Annotated in this window: 17 protein-coding genes; 12 read left to right on the top strand and 5 right to left on the bottom strand. The window is 63.5% G+C overall.

The features are described 5' to 3' along the window. The first annotated feature begins 135 nt into the window (after positions 1-135). The 11 genes from KI237_RS19025 to KI237_RS18975 all read left to right on the top strand — a co-directional run bounded on the left by KI237_RS19025 (position 136) and on the right by KI237_RS18975 (position 13,449). Complete coding sequence (locus KI237_RS19025; RefSeq protein WP_212796556.1) at positions 136-1,542, top strand: ABC transporter substrate-binding protein; 1,407 nt, start codon at positions 136-138, stop codon at positions 1,540-1,542. Between the two features lie 140 nt (positions 1,543-1,682). Beyond that, positions 1,683-2,465, top strand: a complete 783-nt coding sequence (locus KI237_RS19020) for an ABC transporter permease (protein ID WP_212796555.1) — start codon at positions 1,683-1,685, stop codon at positions 2,463-2,465. Beyond that, a complete protein-coding gene (locus KI237_RS19015; RefSeq protein WP_212796554.1) occupies positions 2,465-3,313 on the top strand; it encodes an ABC transporter ATP-binding protein in 849 nt (282 codons plus the stop codon). Before KI237_RS19020 ends, KI237_RS19015 begins: the two co-directional genes overlap by 1 nt. Beyond that, entirely contained in the window at positions 3,310-4,272 is a 963-nt protein-coding gene (locus KI237_RS19010) for a HEAT repeat domain-containing protein (RefSeq protein ID WP_212796553.1), read from the top strand. The genes KI237_RS19015 and KI237_RS19010 overlap by 4 nt, the downstream gene beginning before the upstream one ends. Next, positions 4,269-4,541, top strand: a complete 273-nt coding sequence (locus tag KI237_RS19005; RefSeq protein ID WP_212796552.1) for a DUF971 domain-containing protein — start codon at positions 4,269-4,271, stop codon at positions 4,539-4,541. Before KI237_RS19010 ends, KI237_RS19005 begins: the two co-directional genes overlap by 4 nt. Before the next feature lie 434 nt (positions 4,542-4,975). Then, the gene (lexA, locus tag KI237_RS19000) at positions 4,976-5,593 is read left to right on the top strand and encodes a transcriptional repressor LexA (RefSeq protein WP_212796551.1); all 618 of its coding nucleotides are present in this window, start codon (positions 4,976-4,978) and stop codon (positions 5,591-5,593) included. Continuing rightward, on the top strand, positions 5,593-6,225 hold the full coding sequence (imuA, locus tag KI237_RS18995; protein WP_212796550.1) for a translesion DNA synthesis-associated protein ImuA: 633 nt from the start codon (positions 5,593-5,595) through the stop codon (positions 6,223-6,225). The genes lexA and imuA overlap by 1 nt, the downstream gene beginning before the upstream one ends. A gap of 7 nt (positions 6,226-6,232) precedes the next feature. Beyond that, the gene (locus KI237_RS18990) at positions 6,233-7,654 is read left to right on the top strand and encodes a Y-family DNA polymerase (protein ID WP_212796549.1); all 1,422 of its coding nucleotides are present in this window, start codon (positions 6,233-6,235) and stop codon (positions 7,652-7,654) included. Then, entirely contained in the window at positions 7,630-10,728 is a 3,099-nt protein-coding gene (locus KI237_RS18985) for an error-prone DNA polymerase (RefSeq protein ID WP_212796548.1), read from the top strand. The genes KI237_RS18990 and KI237_RS18985 overlap by 25 nt, the downstream gene beginning before the upstream one ends. 315 nt (positions 10,729-11,043) lie before the next feature. Continuing rightward, a complete protein-coding gene (locus KI237_RS18980; protein ID WP_212796547.1) occupies positions 11,044-13,155 on the top strand; it encodes a hybrid sensor histidine kinase/response regulator in 2,112 nt (703 codons plus the stop codon). A gap of 81 nt (positions 13,156-13,236) precedes the next feature. Beyond that, positions 13,237-13,449 carry a hypothetical protein gene (locus KI237_RS18975; protein WP_502937131.1) on the top strand — a complete coding sequence of 71 codons (213 nt, stop codon included), beginning with the start codon at positions 13,237-13,239 and terminating at the stop codon, positions 13,447-13,449. Positions 13,450-13,677: 228 nt separating this feature from the next. Here KI237_RS18975 and KI237_RS18970 read toward each other — a convergent pair whose 3' ends face one another. Further along, positions 13,678-14,199: a DUF4142 domain-containing protein gene (locus KI237_RS18970; RefSeq protein ID WP_212796546.1), complete on the bottom strand. Its 522-nt coding sequence runs from the start codon at positions 14,197-14,199 to the stop codon at positions 13,678-13,680. A 217-nt stretch (positions 14,200-14,416) separates the two neighbouring features. Between KI237_RS18970 and KI237_RS18965 the strand changes: the two genes are divergently transcribed. Beyond that, positions 14,417-14,653, top strand: coding sequence for an HP1242/YdcH family protein (locus KI237_RS18965; protein ID WP_212796545.1), 237 nt, complete (start codon positions 14,417-14,419; stop codon positions 14,651-14,653). A 73-nt stretch (positions 14,654-14,726) separates the two neighbouring features. Here KI237_RS18965 and KI237_RS18960 read toward each other — a convergent pair whose 3' ends face one another. The 4 genes from KI237_RS18960 to KI237_RS18945 all read right to left on the bottom strand — a co-directional run bounded on the left by KI237_RS18960 (position 14,727) and on the right by KI237_RS18945 (position 18,667). After that, positions 14,727-15,590 carry a LysR family transcriptional regulator gene (locus KI237_RS18960; RefSeq protein ID WP_003200177.1) on the bottom strand — a complete coding sequence of 288 codons (864 nt, stop codon included), beginning with the start codon at positions 15,588-15,590 and terminating at the stop codon, positions 14,727-14,729. A 63-nt stretch (positions 15,591-15,653) separates the two neighbouring features. Next, positions 15,654-17,372 (bottom strand): hydrogenase maturation protein, encoded by a 1,719-nt coding sequence (locus KI237_RS18955; protein ID WP_212796544.1) that lies wholly within the window; start codon positions 17,370-17,372, stop codon positions 15,654-15,656. Between the two features lie 218 nt (positions 17,373-17,590). Next, on the bottom strand, positions 17,591-17,905 hold the full coding sequence (locus KI237_RS18950) for an SCP2 sterol-binding domain-containing protein (RefSeq protein ID WP_212796543.1): 315 nt from the start codon (positions 17,903-17,905) through the stop codon (positions 17,591-17,593). A gap of 51 nt (positions 17,906-17,956) precedes the next feature. Further along, positions 17,957-18,667: a histidine phosphatase family protein gene (locus KI237_RS18945; RefSeq protein ID WP_212796542.1), complete on the bottom strand. Its 711-nt coding sequence runs from the start codon at positions 18,665-18,667 to the stop codon at positions 17,957-17,959. Positions 18,668-18,685 lie beyond the last annotated feature (18 nt).

The following is an 18,685-nucleotide window of genomic DNA, read 5'->3' as shown; positions in this document are numbered from 1 at the left end:
GCGATGAGGCCCACCCAAACACCACAGATGCCATCCGGCCACCCCCGGACGCACATTCAGAACACCCCTCGTTTCCCACCGCGCCTTGATCGTGGCGGAGACGAAATCCAATAAATGATTCGAGGGGACACACCCATGCTATTGCGTGCAGCACTCGCCGGTCTGGTACTGGCTTCATTGACCTTGCCTGCCCAGGCAGAAACCATCCGTATCGCCATCGGCACCCAGGACACCACCATCAACTGCGCCGCCGGCGGGTTGTTGATCCGGGAACTGGGCTTGCTGGATAAATACCTGCCCCACGACGGCGCCTACAAGGACGCCCAATACGATATCCAGTGGAAGAACTTCACCAGTGGCGCGCCGCTGACCAACGAGATGGTCGCCGGCAAACTCGACTTCGGCGCCATGGCCGATTTCCCCGGAGCGTTCAACGGCGTGGCGTTCGAAACCGCCGGCAAGCACAGCCTGTTCATCAGCGTGCTGTCGGGCAGCACCCAGGGCAGTGGTAACGGCATCGTGGTGCCGAGTGCGTCGGGTGTGCAGTCGCTGGCGGAACTCAAGGGCAAGACGATTTCCGTGCCGTTCGCCTCCACCGCCCACGGCATGTTGCTGCGCGCCGTGGCGGCCCAGGGTTGGGATCCGCTCAAGGACGTCAACATCATTGCCCAGCCGCCGGAGGTGGCCGGTTCCGCGTTGCAAGCCGGCAAGATCGACGCCCACGCCGACTTCGTGCCGTTCGCCGAACTGTTCCCCAGCCGCGGTTTCGCCCGCAAGATCTACGATGGCGCCCAGGCTGGCGCGCCGACGTTCCACGGTGCGCTGGTGGATCAAACCTATGCCAGGCATTACCCGGAAATCGTCGTCGCTTACCTGCGCGCGAGCATCGAGGCCAATCAGTTGCTGGCCGCCGAGCCTGAGAAGTACAGCGAGTTGATCGCCAAAGTCACCGGAGTGGATGCCGAGGTCAATTACCTGTTCCACGGACCGTTGGGTGTACAGACCCGCGACTTGACCTGGAAACCGGAGTACCGGCAAGCGGTCGGTACCGCCATCGACACGCTCAAGCTATTGAAAAAGGCTGATCGCGGGCTCGACCTCAATACCTTCATCGATGACCAGTACATCCGCGCCGCGTTCAAGGCGTCGAACCTGGACTACACCGCGCAGCTGGGCAACTACGCCCAGACCCCGCTCAGCACCGTCGATGCCCTGACCGGCAAAGCCATCAGCGACTTCAGTCACGTCGCCGAGATCTGGGTACGCGGTGAGCCGAAAGTGCGCCATTATGCCTCGGCCCAATCGGCCTTCACCGCGCTGGCGAGCCTCAAGCAGGAAGGCAAGGGCATCCGCGCCGTCTATGCCCAGGCCAGCGACAGCGGGATAAAGCTGCTGGCCGAACAGGCGTGGTTCGCCAGCGATGCCAAGGGCCAGCTCAGCGCGTTCCTGCTCAAGGGCCAGGCCGAGCAATTTGCCACGACCCAGGGCGGCAAGGTCCTGGACTTCAGCGAGGCCACCACTCAGGCGGTTGCTGCCCGCTGACCTGACTCGAGTGAAAGCAAAACCTGTGGGAGCGAGCCTGCTCGCGATGGCGTCAGATCAGTTGAAGTTGATGTGATTGACACACCGCTATCGCGAGCAGGCTCGCTCCCACAAGGGATCTCCATAACTGAGGAAAATTTGTGTATCCATCATCCAAACGTTGGCTCCTGCGAGCCGCTTCCCTGTTGCTCTGCCTGCTGTTCTGGCAACTCGCCGCCAACGGCCACTGGGACCTTGGCCTGGTGACCTTCGCCAACGTCCCGACGCCATTGGCGGTGGTACAGGCCGCGCTGGGCCTGGGTGATTCCGGCAATCTCGCCCGGCACCTGGGTAGCAGCCTGGGGCGGGTCTTTGCCGGTTATGGCGCGGCGCTGTTGATTGGCGTGGCGCTGGGCCTGGCCATCGGCCGTTCGAAATGGGCCGAAGACCTGTTGCTGCCGCCGCTGGAAGTGCTGCGGCCGATCCCGGCGGTGGCCTGGATTCCCCTGGCGATCCTGATGTTCCCCTCGTCGGAACTGTCGATGGTGTTCATCACCTTTACCGGCGCGCTGTTCCCGATCCTGCTTAACACCGTACACGGCGTCGAAGGGGTGGACCGGCGGCTGATCGCCTCGGCAAAAAGCCTCGGGGCCGGGCGCCGGGCGATCCTGCTGGAGGTGATTCTGCCGGGCGCCGCGCCGAGCATCATCACCGGCCTGGCCATCGGCATGGGCACGTCCTGGTTCTGCCTGGTGACGGCGGAAATGATCGCCGGCCAGTACGGCATCGGCTACTACACCTGGGCGTCCTACACCGTGCAGAACTACGCCGACATCGTCGTCGGCATGTTGCTGATCGGTTTGTTGGGCATGGGCAGCAGCCTGTTGATCAAACGCCTGGGCGGGTTGTTCACGCCTTGGCATCGACCACGAGGGAAGGCCTGATGAGCGTGATGCAAACACCCGAAGGGCGGATCGATATCCGTCAGCTGTCCATTGTCCTTGGTCAGGGGAACCAAGCCTTCGAAGCGGTCCAAGGCCTCGATTGCCAGATCGAGGCGGGTCAGTTCGTCTGTGTTCTCGGGCCGTCCGGCTGCGGTAAGTCCACCTTGCTCGGGGCCTTGGCCGGGCATCTGCAGCCGCGCTCCGGCAGCTTGAATGTCGACGGCTTGGCGGTTTCCGGCCCGTCGCCCCAACGCGGCATGGTGTTCCAGCAACACACGCTGTTTCCCTGGCGCAGCGTGCGCGACAACGTCGCTTTCGGCCTTAAGATGCGCGGCCTGGGCAAGGCCGAGCGGCACCGGGCCGCCGATGAAATCATCGCGCTGGTGGGCCTGGAAGGTTTCGCCGGGCACTGGCCGGACCAGCTCTCCGGGGGCATGCAGCAACGGGTGGAAATCGCCCGGGTGCTGGTCAATCGTCCACGGCTGCTGCTGATGGACGAACCCTTTGGCGCGCTCGATGCCTTGACCCGGTTGAACATGCAGGAGCTGCTGCTGGACATCTGGACCCGCATCCGTACCACCGTGGTGTTCGTGACCCACGACATCGACGAGGCGCTGTTCCTGGCCGATCGCTTGCTGGTGATGAGCCCGCGCCCCGGTCGGATCATCGAGGATCTGCGCCTGGACTTCCCACGGCCACGCACGACCGAACTGGTTACCCGTCCTGAGTTCTCCCGCTTGAAGCGCCACTGCCTCGACTTGCTGCGCCATGAAGACGGCCGGCAGTTGCCGCGCCTCAATCCCCTCGGGCTTCCCCCTGAAACCTCCTTGCCGCGATTTGCCCTATGACCTCTCTATTCGAAAACACCGACAACGACGATATCCTTGCCCTGCAACCACGCCTGGCCGACGAGGACCCGGGCGTGCGCCGCATCGCCCTGATCGAACTGGCCGACCTCGAGGAGCCTGAAGGCCTGCTATGGCTGGTGGATCGCCTGGCCCACGATGCCAGCGCCGAGGTCCGCGCCGAAGCCGCGCGACTGCTCGAAGCCTGGGAAGACGCGCCGGTGGTCGCCGCGTTGTGCCAGGCCCTGACCGATCCGTCCACGACGGTGCAGGGTGCCGCCGCCCAGAGTCTGAGCCTGCTCAAGAGCGAGGCGGCGGGGAGGGTGATCCTGCCCTGGGCCGCCCACGGGGAGGCCAGCGTGCGCGTCGCCGCGTTCAGGGCCTTGCGCGAATTGCGTCTGGCCGACGCGGCACCGGTGGCGCTCGTTGCCCTGGCCGACAACGATGCCAGCGTTCGCCGCGAAGCTGTCGGCGTGCTCGGCTGGCTCAAGCACCTCGACGCCTTGCCTGCCTTGGCGCGGTTGGCCAGTGACGATCCGGACACCGAGGTTCGGCGGGCTGCCACTGGCGCCCTCGGCCTGGCCTCTGACGCACAGGTCTTGCCGGCCCTGCGCCAGGCGCTGCGGGACCCGGCCTGGGCGGTACGCGAAGAAGCCGCCACCACCCTGGGCAAGGTCGGCCATGTCGACGCCGGCCCGGCCCTGGTCGAGGCCCTGGGGGATGATTATTGGCAAGTGCGCCTGCGCGCCACCCGCAGCCTTGGCCGCTTGCGCTACGCCCCGGCGTTGCCGGGATTGATCGAGACCCTGGGCCATCGCATCAGCAACCTGCGCAAGGAGGCGGCCCTGGCCTTGGGTGAGTTGAACGATCACGGCGCTGTCCCGGCGTTGCAGGCTGCGCGGGACGATGGCGACCCCGAAGTGCGCAAAGCCGTGCGCATCGCCTTGGGGCAGTTGCAATGAGCCCGTTGGCGATTGGCAATTCCCGGGACAAAGGACAATTGAAGCTCGACTGGCCCGATGGCCTTGAACAATGCCTGGACCATGCCGAACTGCGTCGGCAATGCCCCTGTTCCCAGTGCCGGGCGTTTCGCCTGCAAGGGCTGACGGTTCAGGTCGATCCGCGGGTTCGGGTGGTTGGGGTCAATGCCCAGGGGTATGGGGTGCAATTGGTGTTCAGTGATGGGCATGAGCGGGGGATTTATCCATGGGCTTACCTGGCGGGGTTGTAGTCTCTTCACGGATCCCTTGTGGGAGCGAGTGTGCTCGCGATGGCGGTGGCACATTCAGCATTGATGTAATCAGACCCACTGCTATCGCGAGCAAGCTTGGCTCCCACAGGGATTGGCGGTGGACATTGATCTTGTAAACAACCAAAAACCTATGTGGGGGAGGTCTGTGCAAAGCGTGCTCGCGAGGCGGCCTGATAGCCGACATGTCTTTACGGCTGAACCCCAATCCAACTGTGGGAGCGAGCTTGCTCGCGATGGCGCTGGGTCAGCTTGCATGGATGTCGAATGTGCTGGTGTCTTCGCGAGCAAGCTCGCTCCCACAGGGTAGGGCTGCTCATTTAAAGAAAAGTGATGAGACCTGTGGCCAGAGATTGCTCCCGCTGGGCTGTGAACTGACTGGCGGCGCTTGTCAGAAAAACCTCGCAAGAGTACAAATGTACTCCATGACGACTCTCACTCCCCGCCGCACCGCCATCCTGACCTTCATCCGCGAACGCATCGCCGATCAGGGCCAGCCTCCCAGCCTCGCTGAAATCAGCGAGGCGTTTGGTTTTGCCTCCCGCAGCGTGGCGCGCAAGCATGTGCTGGCGTTGACCGAAGCCGGTTTCATCGAGGTCAATCCGCACCAGGCCCGGGGCATTCGCTTGCTGAACCAGCCACCTCGACCCGAGCTGCTGGACGTGCCGGTGCTGGGGCGAGTGGCCGCCGGGCTGCCGATCGGTGCCGACGCCGAGGTCCACAGCCGCCTGATGCTGGACCCGGCGATCTTTACCAAGGCGCCGGATTACCTGCTGCGGGTCCAGGGCGATTCGATGATCGAGGACGGTATCCTCGACGGTGACCTGGTGGGCGTGCAGCGCACGCCGCAGGCCTCCAACGGCCAGATCGTCGTGGCGCGCCTGGACGGTGAAGTCACCATCAAGCGCTTCGAGCGCCTCGGCGAGCGGGTGCGTTTATTGCCGCGCAACCCGGCCTACCAGCCAATCATCGTCGAGGCCGACCAGGACCTGGCGATAGAAGGGGTGTTCTGTGGCTTGGTGAGGCAAGGCTGATGGGCGCTGTCGTTGCGCTGGACACGCTGTTCAACGGCGGCCAGGTCTGGAAAGGCCGGCCTGCGCCGCCAGCCGCCAGCCCGCAACCCACCGGCCATGCGGCACTGGACGCGGCGTTGCCCAGTGGTGGCTGGCCGGAAGCGGCGTTGACGGAACTGCTCATCGCCGCGCCGGGCGTGGGTGAGTTGCAACTGGTGTGGCCGACCCTGGCGCGGCTGTCGGCGGCGGGGGAGCGGATCGTGCTGGTGGCGCCACCGTTCGTGCCTTATCCTCAGGCCTGGCAGAACGCCGGGATCGACCTGCGCCAAATGTCGGTGATCCAGGCCGATGAACGCGACGCCCTGTGGGCCACCGAACAATGCCTGCGTTCGGGCAGTTGTGGCGCGGTCCTGTGCTGGCCCCGCCAGGCGGATGATCGGGCCTTGCGCCGCTTGCAAGTGGCAGCGGAAACCGGCCAGACCCTGGCATTCGCCTGGCGCTCGATCCAGGAGGCCATCAACCCGTCGCCGGCGGCGCTGCGCATTGCCATCGATGCCCGGCCTGCGCAATTGCGCGTGCTCAAGTGCCGGGGCGGGTTGGCTCGTTCGGCGCCGATTGCCTTTACCACGCTCGCCACACAAACCGGGCATTGAGGTTGCGATGCGCTGGGTCTGTATTCTCTTCCCGCAATTGGCGCTGGACGCCGCGCTGCGTCAGCGCCCCGATCCCGAACAGCCCCTGGCATTGCTGACCGGTCCGGCCCAGCGTCGGGTGCTGCAAGCGGTGAATGCGCCGGCACGGGCCCTGGGCTTGCGTCCCGGCCAGACCATGACCGCCGCCCAGGCCTTGAGCAAAGGCTTTGCCACCGCCGAATACGACGCGGCGCAAATCGAACACTGGCAACAGTTCCTGGCGGCCTGGGCCTACCGTTTCAGCTCCCAGGTCAGCGTGCATTACCCGCGTACGCTGCTGTTCGAGATCGAGTCGAGCCTGGGTCTGTTCGGGCCCTGGCCGGTGTTCGAGGCGCGCTTGCGGACCGAGCTGACCGAGCTGGGCTTTCGCCATCGCATCGTCGCCGCCCCTAATCCGGTGGCGGCGCGGGTGTTGGCCAATGCCTATGACGCCTTGGTGGTGCCCGACGCCGAGACCTTGCAACAATGCCTGGGAGACATGCCTGTGGAGCGGATCGGCCTGGACCCCGAGGTCGCCACGGCGCTGTCGCGCATGGGTCTGCGCCGCCTGAGCCAGGTCCAGGCCTTGCCCCGGCAGACCCTGGCACGGCGCTTCGAGGCCCAGGTGCTCAAGCACCTCGATGCGTTGACGGGCAGTCGCACCCTGGCGCTGTCGTTCTACCTGCCGCCCGACCGTTTCGATGTGCGCATCGAACTCAACTATGACGTGCAATCCCATCAGGCGCTGCTGTTTCCGTTGCGTCGCTTGACCGGTGACTTGTCGGCCTTCCTGTGCGGACGCGACAGCGGCGTGCAGCGCTTCGACCTGCACCTGGAGCACGCCGGTTTGCCGGACACGCTGATCAAGGTCGGCTTGCTCAGCGCCGAACGGGATCCGGCGATGCTTTTCGAACTGGCCCGCGGTCGCTTGGAGCAGGTGCAGGTCGCGGCCCCGGTGCGGGGTTTTCGCCTGTGTGCCGAGGACCTGCCGAGCTTCGTGCCCCAGCGCCTGGAACTGTTCGACGAGCGCCCGCAACAGTCCTTGCCCTGGGAGCAACTGCGGGAACGGCTGCGGGCGCGACTGGGGGACGACGCGGTGCAGGGCCTGGGGTTTCGTGATGACCACCGACCTGAATGCGCCTGGCAAATGACGCCCCAACCCCGGCCCCAGACCTGTCCGGTGCGCGCTGGCGTGCAGCGTCCCGGCTGGCTGCTGAATGAGGCCCAGGTGCTGCAGGACAGCCAGGCGCGAGTCCTCATGGGCCCGGAGCGCATCGAGACCGGCTGGTGGGACGGTGCCGACGTACGCCGCGACTACTACCTGATCGAAACCCGCAGCGGACAACGTGGCTGGGCCTATCGACCGGTGGGCGAGGGCGGGCCGTTGTGGCTGCAGGGCTGGTTCGCATGAGCGTTGAATATGCCGAGCTGCATTGCCTGTCGAACTTCAGCTTCCAACGCGGCGCTTCCAGTGCCCTGGAGCTGTGTCGTCGGGCCATGCAGGAGGGCTACCAGGCCCTGGCAATCACCGATGAGTGCACCCTGGCCGGAATCGTCCGGGCCTGGCAGGCGGCCAGGGAACTGGAGCTGCAACTGATCGTCGGCAGCGAAATCCAGGTCGAGAACGGTCCGAAACTGGTGTTGCTGGTGGAAAACCTGGAAGGCTATCAAGCCTTGTGCCGGCTGATCACCTGCGCCCGGCGTCGCAGCGAGAAGGGCCACTATCGCATCGTGCGAGAGGACTTCGACCAGCCTTTGCCGGGATTGCTGGCGTTGTGGGTCGCCGAGGGCAAGGACGCCGAGGAACATGGCCGTTGGCTCCAGCCGATCTTTGCCGGGCGCCTGTGGCTGACGGTCCAGTTGCATTGCGCACAGGACGACCGCCGTTGGTTGGCAGACTCGTTGGCGCTGGCCGCGCGCTTGGATCTTCCCGTTGTGGCCAGTGGCGATGTGCACATGCATGTGCGCGGCCGTCGTGCCTTGCAGGACACCATGACCGCCATCCGTCACCACGTCACGGTGGCCGAGGCCGGCCAGCGCCTGCACCCCAACGGCGAGCGCCACTTGCGCAGCCGCAAGGACCTGGTCGATCTCTACCCGCGGGCCTTGCTCGACGAAACCCTGGTGATCGCCCGGCGCTGCAGGTTCGACCTCGGTCAGTTGCGCTATCAATACCCGCGTGAGCTGGTGCCCGAGGGCCATGAACCGGCGTCCTGGTTGCGGGAGCTGACCGAGCGTGGCATGCGTGAACGCTGGAAAAAAGGGGTGCCAGACAAAGTGCGCGCGCAGATCGACAGGGAGCTGAGCCTGATCGCCGAGTTGGGCTATGACAGTTATTTCCTCACCGTCCAGGACATCGTCAGTTTCGCCCGCAGCCGCCATATCCTTTGCCAGGGGCGCGGTTCGGCGGCCAACTCGGCGGTGTGCTACGCCCTGGGCATCACCGAAATCGATCCCAGCCTCACCAGCCTGTTGTTCGAACGCTTCCTGTCCCGGGAGCGCAACGAGCCGCCGGACATTGACGTCGACTTTGAACACGAGCGTCGCGAGGAAGTGCTGCAGTACGTGTTCCAGCGCTACGGTCGTCATCGAGCGGCGTTGACGGCGGTGGTCAGCAGTTACCACGGCGCCGGGGCGGTGCGCGATGTGGCCAAGGCCCTGGGCTTGCCGCCGGACCAGGTCAACGCCCTGGCCGATTGCTGTGGCCGCTGGAGCGACGAGGCGCCGCCAGTGGAGCGCTTGCGTGAAGGCGGCTTCGACCCGGACAGCCCGGTGTTGCGCCGGGTGCTGAGCCTGACCCAGCAATTGATCGGTTTCCCTCGGCATTTGTCCCAGCACCCTGGCGGCTTCGTGATTTCCGAGCAGCCCCTGGACACCCTGGTGCCGGTGGAAAACGCCGCCATGGCCGAACGCACCATCATCCAGTGGGACAAGGACGACCTGGACGCGGTCGGGTTACTCAAGGTGGATATCCTGGCCTTGGGCATGCTCAGTGCGATTCGTCGCTGTTTCGACTTGATCGAGCACTACCGGGGGCACCGCTATACCCTGGCGTCGTTGCCCCAGGAGGATCGGGCGACCTACGAGATGATCAGTCGCGCCGACACCATCGGGGTATTCCAGATCGAATCACGGGCGCAGATGTCGATGTTGCCTCGGCTGAGGCCCAAGACGTTCTACGATTTGGTCATCGAAGTGGCGATCGTACGGCCTGGGCCGATCCAGGGTGGGATGGTGCATCCGTATTTGCGGCGCAGAAACAAAGAAGAGGCGGTGACTTACCCCTCTGCCGCGCTGGAAGAAGTGCTCAACCGCACCCTGGGTGTTCCCTTGTTCCAGGAACAGGTCATGCAGATCGCCATCGTCGCGGCCGACTACACCCCGGGTGAAGCCGACCAATTGCGTCGCTCCATGGCTGCCTGGAAACGTCACGGTGGGTTGGAACCCCATCGGGAACGCCTGGCGCAGGGGATGAAGAAAAACGGCTACACCGCTGAATTCGCCGCGCAAATCTTCGAACAGATCAAAGGTTTCGGCAATTACGGTTTCCCGGAATCCCACGCCGCCAGTTTCGCCTTGCTGACCTACGCCAGCAGTTGGCTCAAATGCCACGAACCGGCGGCGTTCGCCTGTGCCCTGATCAACAGTTGGCCCATGGGGTTCTACAGCCCGGACCAGATCCTCCAGGATGCCCGCCGGCATCAACTGTCGATCCGTCCGGTGGACGTGCGCGCCAGCGATTGGGATTGCAGCCTCGAACCCATGGACGGTCGGCAACCGGCGATTCGCATGGGGCTGTGCATGGTCAAGGGCTTTCGCGAAGAGGATGCTCGCCGTATCGAAGCAGCCCGCCGGCATCGGCCCTTCAGCGACGTGGCTGACTTGGGCGAGCGTGCGCAACTCGATGCCCGGGCCCAGGCGCAATTGGCCGACGCGGGAGCTTTGCAGGGCTTGGCCGGTGATCGCCATCGTGCCCGCTGGGAAGTGGCCGGGGTGCAGAAGCAACTGGGGTTGTTCGCCGGTTTACCCAGCCAGGAGGAACCGCCCGTGGCCCTGCCAAAACCCACGCTGGGGGAAAACCTGTTTGCCGATTACACCACGCTCGGCACGACACTGGGCCCTCATCCACTGGCCCTGCTGCGCCCCGAACTGCGTGCCCGGCGCTGCCGCAGCTCACGGGAGTTGCAAGAGGTGGAGCATGGCCGCAACGTCAGCGTCGCCGGGCTGGTCACCGGTCGCCAACGCCCGGGCACGGCCAGCGGTGTGACCTTTGTCACCCTGGAAGATGAATTCGGCAACCTCAACGTGGTGGTCTGGCGCGACTTGGCCGAGCGCCAGCGCAAGACCTTGGTGGGCTCGCAGTTGCTCAGGGTCGACGGGCGCTGGGAAAGTGTCGGCGAGGTCCGCCACTTGATCGCCGGGCGGCTGAGCGACCTGACCGAGTTGTTGGCGGGCATCCAGGTACAAAGCCGTGATTTTCGCTGAGTCCCCCGCGGTGAGTGCGCTTGCTCCCGATGGGCTGCGCCCGTAGGAGCAATGTAGGAGCTGTCGAGTGCAACGAGGTTGCGACCTTGTCCCAGGCAATTGAGTAGCAAGCGAAAGATAAAGAACAAGATCAAGATCAAAAGATCGCAGGCTTCGCCAGCTGCTACAGAGCCAAGCAGGAGCAATCTTGACCACAGGGATCGTGCGTAAGCCGATCACCATGAAACCAAACGCCAACCCAGCGCTCGAAGCTCTGATCGCAAGGGATTTGTGTATGCCGATTCCCTGCAGGCATTTTGAGGCTCAGAGTCGACCATGCAGTTTCTATCCCAGAATCACGGGTGCCCTGGGTGGGGCAGTGAAATGGCCGGGCGTATCCGGGCGTTCGATTGGAGCCGGACCGAGTTGGGCGCCATCGAGCACTGGTCCGCCAGTCTGCGCAGCGCCGTTCAGTTGTTGCTGGCGTCGCCCCTGCCGATGGTGATGTTGTGGGGCCGCCAGGGCTTCATGATCTACAACGATGCCTATGCCGAGTTCGCCGGTGGCCGCCATCCTTACCTGCTAGGGTGCGCGGTGGAGTTGGGTTGGCCGGAGGTCGCCGAATTCAATCGGCATGTGCTGGACGTCTGCCTGGCCGGCGGCACCTTGTCCTACCGCAGCAAAGAGTTGGTCCTGCTGCGCGACGGCAAGCCTGAAGATGTGTGGATGGACCTCTATTACAGCCCGGTGCCCGATGACGACCAGTCCCCGGCGGGCGTGCTGGCGATTGTGGTGGAAACCACCGAGCACGTGTTGACCGAGCGCGCCCGGCGAGAGGCCGAACGCAGTTACCGAGCCGTCAATGAACGCATCCAATTGGCCCTCTCGGCGGGACCCTTGCTGGGATCGTTCGTCTGGGACATCCAGGCCGACACGCTGTCGGGCGATGAGCGTTTCGCCCGTACCTTCAACTACCCGCCAGACACTCCACTGGACGCTCTGCCGATCGAGATCGCCCGCCAGAGCATTCATCCGGATGACCTGGAAGAAGTGAACCAGCGGGTCGAACTGACCTTGCGTACGGGCACACCCTACAGCGCTGAATATCGGGTACGTCGTCTGGGCGGTGATTACCTATGGGTGCAGGCCAGCGGACGGTGTGAGTTCGATGCGTTGGGCAAACCCCTGCGTTTCCCGGGGGTACTGATTGACATCAACGAACGCAAGACAGCCGAAGCTTCGTTGCTCAAATTCACCCGCGACCTGGAACAGCGGGTCGCCGACGAAGTACAGGCGCGGCTGGTGGCAGAAGAGCAGTTGCGTCAGTCGCAAAAGCTCGAGGCCATTGGCGGTCTCACTGGCGGCGTGGCCCATGACTTCAACAACCTGCTGCAAGTGATTGCCGGCAACCTGCACTTGTTGGCCCGCCACGAGCGGGACAATGCCAACGTGCAGCGGCGGGTCAGTGCCTCCATCGAGGCCGTGGAGCGGGGGGCCAAGTTGTCATCGCAACTGCTGGCTTTTGCCAGGCGCCAGCCATTGTCACCGGAGGTCTACAACCCGCGACGCATCTACGATGGCATGGGTGAACTGCTGCAACGGGCCTTGGGCGAAAACATCCAGATTGAAGTGAACCTGCCCCAGGCGCCCTGGTGCATCCACGTCGATCGCAATCAATTGGAAAACGCCCTGTTGAACCTGGCGATCAATGCCCGCGATGCCATGGGCGGCGAGGGCACCATCGGCATGATCGGCGAGAACATCGTGCTCGATGAACCGTTCTGTGCCGGCAAGGGGATCCCGGCCGGCGACTATGTCCGGCTGTCGGTGATCGATTGCGGAGCCGGCATGCCGCCCGACATCCTGAAGCAGGCGTTCGAACCGTTTTTCACCACCAAGACCGATGGTCAGGGCACCGGGCTTGGACTGAGCATGGTGTTCGGGTTCGTCAAGCAGAGTGGCGGCCATATCGAGATCACCAGCGACCTGGGCGAGGGCACGCGAGTACGGATGTATTTCCCTCGAAGCCTTGCGCCCGAAGTGGGCGAAACCGAGCAGCACGACGTGATTCAGTCCGGCCGGCAAGAGACGATCCTCGTGGTGGAGGACAACGACGAGGTGCGCAGCGCGTCGGTGGAACTGCTGGAAGAGTCCGGCTATCGGACCCTCACGGCCGCCAACGGTGATGAGGCGATGAAGCTGTTACTGGAAGGCATCTCGGTCGACCTGATCTTCACCGACGTGGTCATGCCCGGCCTGATCAAGAGTTCCGACCTGGCTGCCTGGGCCAAGGTGCAGAAACCACCGGTCCCGGTGCTGTTCACCTCGGGTCACACCCGGGACATCATCTCCCGGAACCATCAGTTGAGCCCCGATACCCATTTGTTGAGCAAGCCCTACGGCCCGGACGCGCTGACCCGGATGGTGAGAACCGTGCTGGGTGGCTGATCGCGGGGTCCTGACAAAATGGAACTCAAGCCGTTGTGTCACCTTCGAATACTCAAGACCGGTCATTCATCCGTCTTATCCATGAACGAGGTGCCTATGAGCGACGATCCAGCAAACACCCAGCCACTGCGCCCTGCCGGGGCGGATCAGGCCCAGAGCGCCGCCACTGAGGTCGATCAGAAGAATCGTCATAAGGACAATGACAACGACTTCAGCCCCGGCTTCAAGCCTGAACCGGATCGGCCGAAATCTGGCGAGGATACTGACGCTGATATCGACACCGATGGCGGCTAGCCCATGAAGGATGTGCAACACAGATCGATTGTAGGAGCGAGCTTGCTCGCGATGACCGTGGCAAATTCGACATCCGTGTGACTGAACCACCGCTATCGCGAGCAAGCTCACTCCCACAGGAGAGGCGCTTTTTAAAAAAAACGGCGCCCCCCTTTCAAGGGAAGCGCCGTTTTTCATTAAGTGAGCGGTGCCCGGCGACTCAAGCGTCGGGCTCTTTGGTGCCTCGCTCTACTTGCTTGGATGCGCAGCCTGAAGTTTCTTGGCCGCTTCCAGGTGATGTTGCAGGTCTGGCAGCATCTTCTGGGCGAAGGCCTTGAGTTCGGTATTGCCAGCCTTCTTGTCGTCGGTAACGGTTTCGGCTTCTTTTTTGAACAGGACGATGGTTTCTTCGTGGGCCTTGACCTGGTTGTTGGCGTAGGCCGCATCAAAAGACTCATCGCGCACGTCGAGAATCTTCGCCTTGGCTTTTTTCATCAACGTGGTGTCGTCGGGTACTTCGATGTCATGTTTTTGCGCCAGGGCTTTCAACTCTTCGTTGGCCTTGGTGTGGTCGGTGATCATCTTGTTGGCGAATGCCTTGATGTCCGCCGATTGGCTTTTTTCCAAGGCCAGTTTGCTGGTCTCGATTTCCGCAATGCCACCGGCCGCCGCGTTGTCGACAAAGTCGTTGGAAGTCGCGGCCCATGCCATGCCCATGCTGCTACTCAGGGCAACTGCCAGGCCGAGTTGACGCAGGGTGAATCTGTCCATAGGTAAGTCTCCACACAGGTTGAACGAGCGATTCTTGTCGTCTCTGTTCAATGGAGGGCGACGCACCGGCAAAGGTTTGATCGCCAAGCGATCCGGTACGACGAACGGTCACCGCTGGTCGGATTGGCGGTCGACAGAACCCTGTCGAGGAGGCCATCCTGATAATCGACGGGCGCCGCAAGGGCGTCTGCCACCGACCCATCGAAGGAGGTGTTCCATGCCGGTGTCTCACGATTTGTGCCAGGATCTCAAATGCACAAAAGACCACATCCAGCAGAAACGCAGCGAGAATCCAAGGCTCGACTCGTTAATTCAAAAATATTCCCAACTTGATGCCGAGGTGGTCGAAGCCGAGAAACCATCCTCTGGCGCCCTGTCCGACGATGCTTTGGAGGCGCTCAAGAAGAAGCGATTACTGGTCAAGGACGAGATCGTGGCTCAGATGCAGCGCTAGCCCCGGGACCGAACCTGTGAAGGCCCTTCGTGTTGCGAAGGGCTTTTTGGGCGAGGACCTCACCCTCACAAACTCAGGTCAGTGGATCCCAGCGCTGCGACCAGTCGCTGCCGGTCTTGACGATCTCTCGCAACACCTCGAATGCCTGCTGCAACGCCGCTGAATCCCGATCGCGGGAGTAGACCAGGTAGGTGGGGTAGTTGAATTCCGGTGCCTTGGGCACCCGCTCCAGGATGCCGCTGTCCAGGTAGCTCTGCACGACCCGCGTGCGGAAGTAGCCGCTGCCGCCGTTTTCCAGGATGTACTGCAGGGCCAGGGGGCCGAGGTTGAAGGTCACGGCGGCCTTGGCCTTGTCTGGTAGCGCGGTGTCGTGTTGGCGCCGGAAGTCAGCACTCCAGTCGATGTACACGTAGGGCTCGGGACGGGCGGCCAGGCGTACCAGGATGAGTTTCTCTTCCAGCAGCTGTTCTACCTGCAGGCGCGGCCAGTATTCGGGTTGATACACCACCGCCGCGTCCAGCAGGCCCAGCTCCAGCTGTTGCAGCAGTTTCTCGCCGTCGCGGATGTCCATGCGCAGGGCATGGCCGGGAATTTTCTGGCGCAGTTCGCCGGCCCAGGCAAGCATCAAGGGATTGCACAGGCTGACCTCGCCCCCCAGGTGCAAGACGTTGCGATAGCCCTCGGGCAGTGGCAGGTCCCGACGGGCCGCTTCCCAGGTCTGCACGAGCTGGTTGGCGTAGACCACAAACGCCTCACCGTCGCTGGTCAAGCGCGCGCCGGCACGGTTGCGTACGAACAGCGCGCAGCCGAGCTGGCTTTCGAGCTTCTGCACCCGGGCGGTGATCGCCGTCTGGGTCACGTGCAGCTTTTCGGCCGCCGCAGCGAGGCTGCCGTGGCGGACGATTTCCAGGAAGGTGCGGGCGAGGTCGATGTCCATGTTCAGGCCGAAGCGGGGGAAGCGGGCATTGTAAGAGCTGCCGCGCCTCGCCGATACCGGACATTATTGGACAGCTGGGACCTGCGCTGTTCGCGCCCAAGGGGCAACCAGGCGTTCTGGCGTGCGGCAGGCCTTGTGCTTGAAGACGAAACCTCTGCACTTGTCGGCGAAGCCGTGACGGTTGTCCACCATGTCCTGCCGCATCTGCGTGAGTTCACCCTCGCGGCACGCCTGGATGGCTGACAGGCTCCGTTCGGCCTTGCGAATCCGGATGCTTTCATAGTTCGGATCGAGCAGCGCACGGTTGGCACGTTGCAGCAGCCACAGGCCGAACTCGTCGGGGCAGCGTGGCCCGATCTCCTGGACCATGCCATAGCGCAACGCTTGCAGCGCACTGATGGGCAGGCAGTTTTGGGTGAGCTTCCAGGCCATGTCCGGGCCGACCGCCCGGGGCAGGCTGTAGGTCCAGTATTCGGAGCCATACAGGCCCATGGTCGCGTAATGCGGGTTGAGCACAATGTCGCGGCGCGCCAGCACGATATCGGCCGCCAAAGCCAACATCACACCGCCGGCCCCGGCGTTTCCCGTCAGGCCACTGACCACCAGTTGCCGGGCGCTGAACAGCTCCATGCAGACGTCATCGATGGCTTGGATGTTGGCCCAGGCTTCCAGGCCGGGTTCGGCGGCGGCCTGGATAACGTTCAGGTGCACGCCGTTGGAAAAACTGCCACGCCCGCCGCGGATCAACAGCACCTCGGTGTCCCGGGACTTGGCCCAGCGCAGTGCGTCCACCAGGCGCTGACATTGTTCAGTGCTCATCGCCCCGTTGTAGAACTCGAACGTCAGTTCGCCCACATGGCCGCATTCCCGGTAGCGAATGGGTTGATAAGGCTCATCGCTGAACGGCTGGCGGGCCAGGGAACCGTCGAGCACTGGAACGCCTTCGAGGTGGTTCGACAAAACATGGCGCGCCGGGCGCTTGAAGGTCTGTTCGCCGGGCTGCGGTTTGCGGCGCAGGGCACCGATCCACAGGCTTGCATCCCCTGTCGCCACCAACACCGCATCATCACGCACGGCCAGCAGTTCACCGGGCAGGCCGCGGCGAACGTCTGGATGGGCGTCGTACAGGTAAAACTGTTCGCCGGCCAGGCTCGCCAGTACTCCGGGTTGACCGTCGGCGGCGTCGATGCAGCGTTTGATGAAACCGGTGTTGTCGTGCCAGCTGAAGGTGCGATGGGCCTGGGTCATGTTCGGTTGCAGGCGTCCGACCACGTCATGATTGCCATAGTCCAGTGGCACCGGGATGAAACCGTCGAGGTGTTTTTTCACAACCTCGCGGATGCAATGGATAGCAGCGTCACTGACCGGGCCGTTATACAGCTCGGATTTGCGCAGGCCGTGGGGCAGGTCGAATTCACAAGTGGCCCAGACTGGGCCGGCGTCCATTTCCTCTACTGCCTGCAATGCCGTGACGCCCCAGCGCTTGGGCTGCCGGGTGATTGCCCAGTCCAGGGCGCTGGCGCCGCGGTCGCCGACAATGGCGGGATGAATGATCACCACCGGGCGCCGCGGATTGCGCCATAACTGCTCGGGTACGCGGTCCTTGAGGAACGGGCAGATCACCAGGTCGGCGCCGCTTTCTTCGATTTGCCGGCAGACCGAGTCCGGGTCGGTGAACAGCACCACGCTGGGGCGATAGCCGGCCTCGCGCAGGTCCAGCCAGGCGCGTTGGGTCAGGCCGTTGAAGGCGCTCGACAGCAAAATGATCTTCAGTGTGGGCATGAGTCTCTCTTCCTTGAGATGAGCCGGTACCAGCTTCCGAGGAGCCGTCCCTGGCTTTGATGGAAGCGCTACGTTAGCGGCTGGGGGAGGAGCGACCACTGACAGGGATCAAGGTTGTGAGGGCAATGCAAAAATCAGCGGAGGGTAAAAACACGAATCCCGCCACAGGGGCGGGATTCGTTTGCAACCAACGGCTCGCGAAGCACGCGAGCGCGGTCTCAGCTTGGGAACAGCTCGGACAGTTTCATGGCCAGCATCATGTCGCCTTCGGTGCGCAGCTTGCCGCCCATGAACGCTTGCATGCCGTCGGTGCTGCCGTCGACGATGCCTTGCAGGGTTTCGCCGTCCATCACCAGGGTCACCTGGGCGTCCGGGTTTTCACCTTCCAGCAGCTCGCAGGTGCTGTCCTTGACGACCAGCGAGAAATTCTTGGTATCGTCGATGCGGAAACCGAATACCAGGTCCAGGCCGGAAGCGGCGGCTGGGTTGAACTTGGCTTTCATGGCTTGTACGGCGTCGGCTACGGTGGTCATGGTTTCGATCCTTATTTGGGTGGTACAGCAAGGGTCTACAGTAATCCGGACTCAGCGAAAGGTGATGAGGTCCGGGGCCTTCAGCAGTTGCAGGTGGGCATGGCTGTTGAAGGAAGCCAGGGCCACCTCGCTGCCCCTGAATTTCAGGTGGTTGAGCGAGGTGTTGACGATTTGCCAGTTCAGTTCGAAGGCCTGTCGGGCCGGTATCTGGGTGATCAGGTGGAGCAGGGCGGTGATGGTGCCGCCGGAGGTGAACACGGCGATCTTATGGGTGTTGTCGGCTTGCTCCAGGATGCGCTGCAGGCCCGCCTGGACCCGTTCGACGAAACCCAGCCAGCTTTCCAGGCCCGGCGGGTCATACTGGCCGCTGAGCCAACGCTCGACGATCAGTGCGAAGATGCGCTGGAATTCGGTGCGGTTCTGCGCGGCGTTGCGCAGGATGTGCAGCGCCTCGGGCTCCTGGGGGAGCATGTCCGGCAGCAGGGCACGAATGACCGCGTCGGCATCGAACTCGTTGAACGCGGCGTCGATTTCCAGCCCGGGAACCGGCAATCCGGCGGCGGACATCTGGCCCAGCGCGCCGATGGCGGTATCCTGTTGGCGACGCAGGTCACCCGAGAGGCAGCGATCGAATACGACACCAAGCTGCGCCAGGTGGTCGCCGAGCACTTGCGCCTGGCGCGCGCCATTGGGTGAAAGGACATCGTAGTCGTCCGCACCAAACGAGGCCTGGCCATGTCGAATCAGATAGATACTGCCCACGTCCGCGTCATCCCGGTA

It is taken from the genome of Pseudomonas sp. St316, assembly GCF_018325905.1.
In the GTDB taxonomy this organism is placed as follows: Bacteria; Pseudomonadota; Gammaproteobacteria; order Pseudomonadales; family Pseudomonadaceae; genus Aquipseudomonas.
This window is presented reverse-complemented; position numbering and strand designations above follow the sequence as displayed.

Coding starts and splice junctions, on each gene's coding strand:
- KI237_RS19005 (WP_212796552.1), top strand. CDS start 4,269: ATGAGCCCGTTGGCGATTGGCAATTCCCGGGACAAAGGACAATTGAAG.
- KI237_RS18960 (WP_003200177.1), bottom strand. CDS start 15,590: ATGGACATCGACCTCGCCCGCACCTTCCTGGAAATCGTCCGCCACGGC.
- KI237_RS18980 (WP_212796547.1), top strand. CDS start 11,044: ATGCAGTTTCTATCCCAGAATCACGGGTGCCCTGGGTGGGGCAGTGAA.
- KI237_RS18955 (WP_212796544.1), bottom strand. CDS start 17,372: ATGCCCACACTGAAGATCATTTTGCTGTCGAGCGCCTTCAACGGCCTG.
- KI237_RS18970 (WP_212796546.1), bottom strand. CDS start 14,199: ATGGACAGATTCACCCTGCGTCAACTCGGCCTGGCAGTTGCCCTGAGT.
- KI237_RS18950 (WP_212796543.1), bottom strand. CDS start 17,905: ATGACCACCGTAGCCGACGCCGTACAAGCCATGAAAGCCAAGTTCAAC.
- KI237_RS19015 (WP_212796554.1), top strand. CDS start 2,465: ATGAGCGTGATGCAAACACCCGAAGGGCGGATCGATATCCGTCAGCTG.
- KI237_RS19025 (WP_212796556.1), top strand. CDS start 136: ATGCTATTGCGTGCAGCACTCGCCGGTCTGGTACTGGCTTCATTGACC.
- KI237_RS18975 (WP_502937131.1), top strand. CDS start 13,237: ATGAACGAGGTGCCTATGAGCGACGATCCAGCAAACACCCAGCCACTG.
- lexA (WP_212796551.1), top strand. CDS start 4,976: ATGTACTCCATGACGACTCTCACTCCCCGCCGCACCGCCATCCTGACC.
- KI237_RS18990 (WP_212796549.1), top strand. CDS start 6,233: ATGCGCTGGGTCTGTATTCTCTTCCCGCAATTGGCGCTGGACGCCGCG.
- KI237_RS18965 (WP_212796545.1), top strand. CDS start 14,417: ATGCCGGTGTCTCACGATTTGTGCCAGGATCTCAAATGCACAAAAGAC.
- imuA (WP_212796550.1), top strand. CDS start 5,593: ATGGGCGCTGTCGTTGCGCTGGACACGCTGTTCAACGGCGGCCAGGTC.
- KI237_RS19010 (WP_212796553.1), top strand. CDS start 3,310: ATGACCTCTCTATTCGAAAACACCGACAACGACGATATCCTTGCCCTG.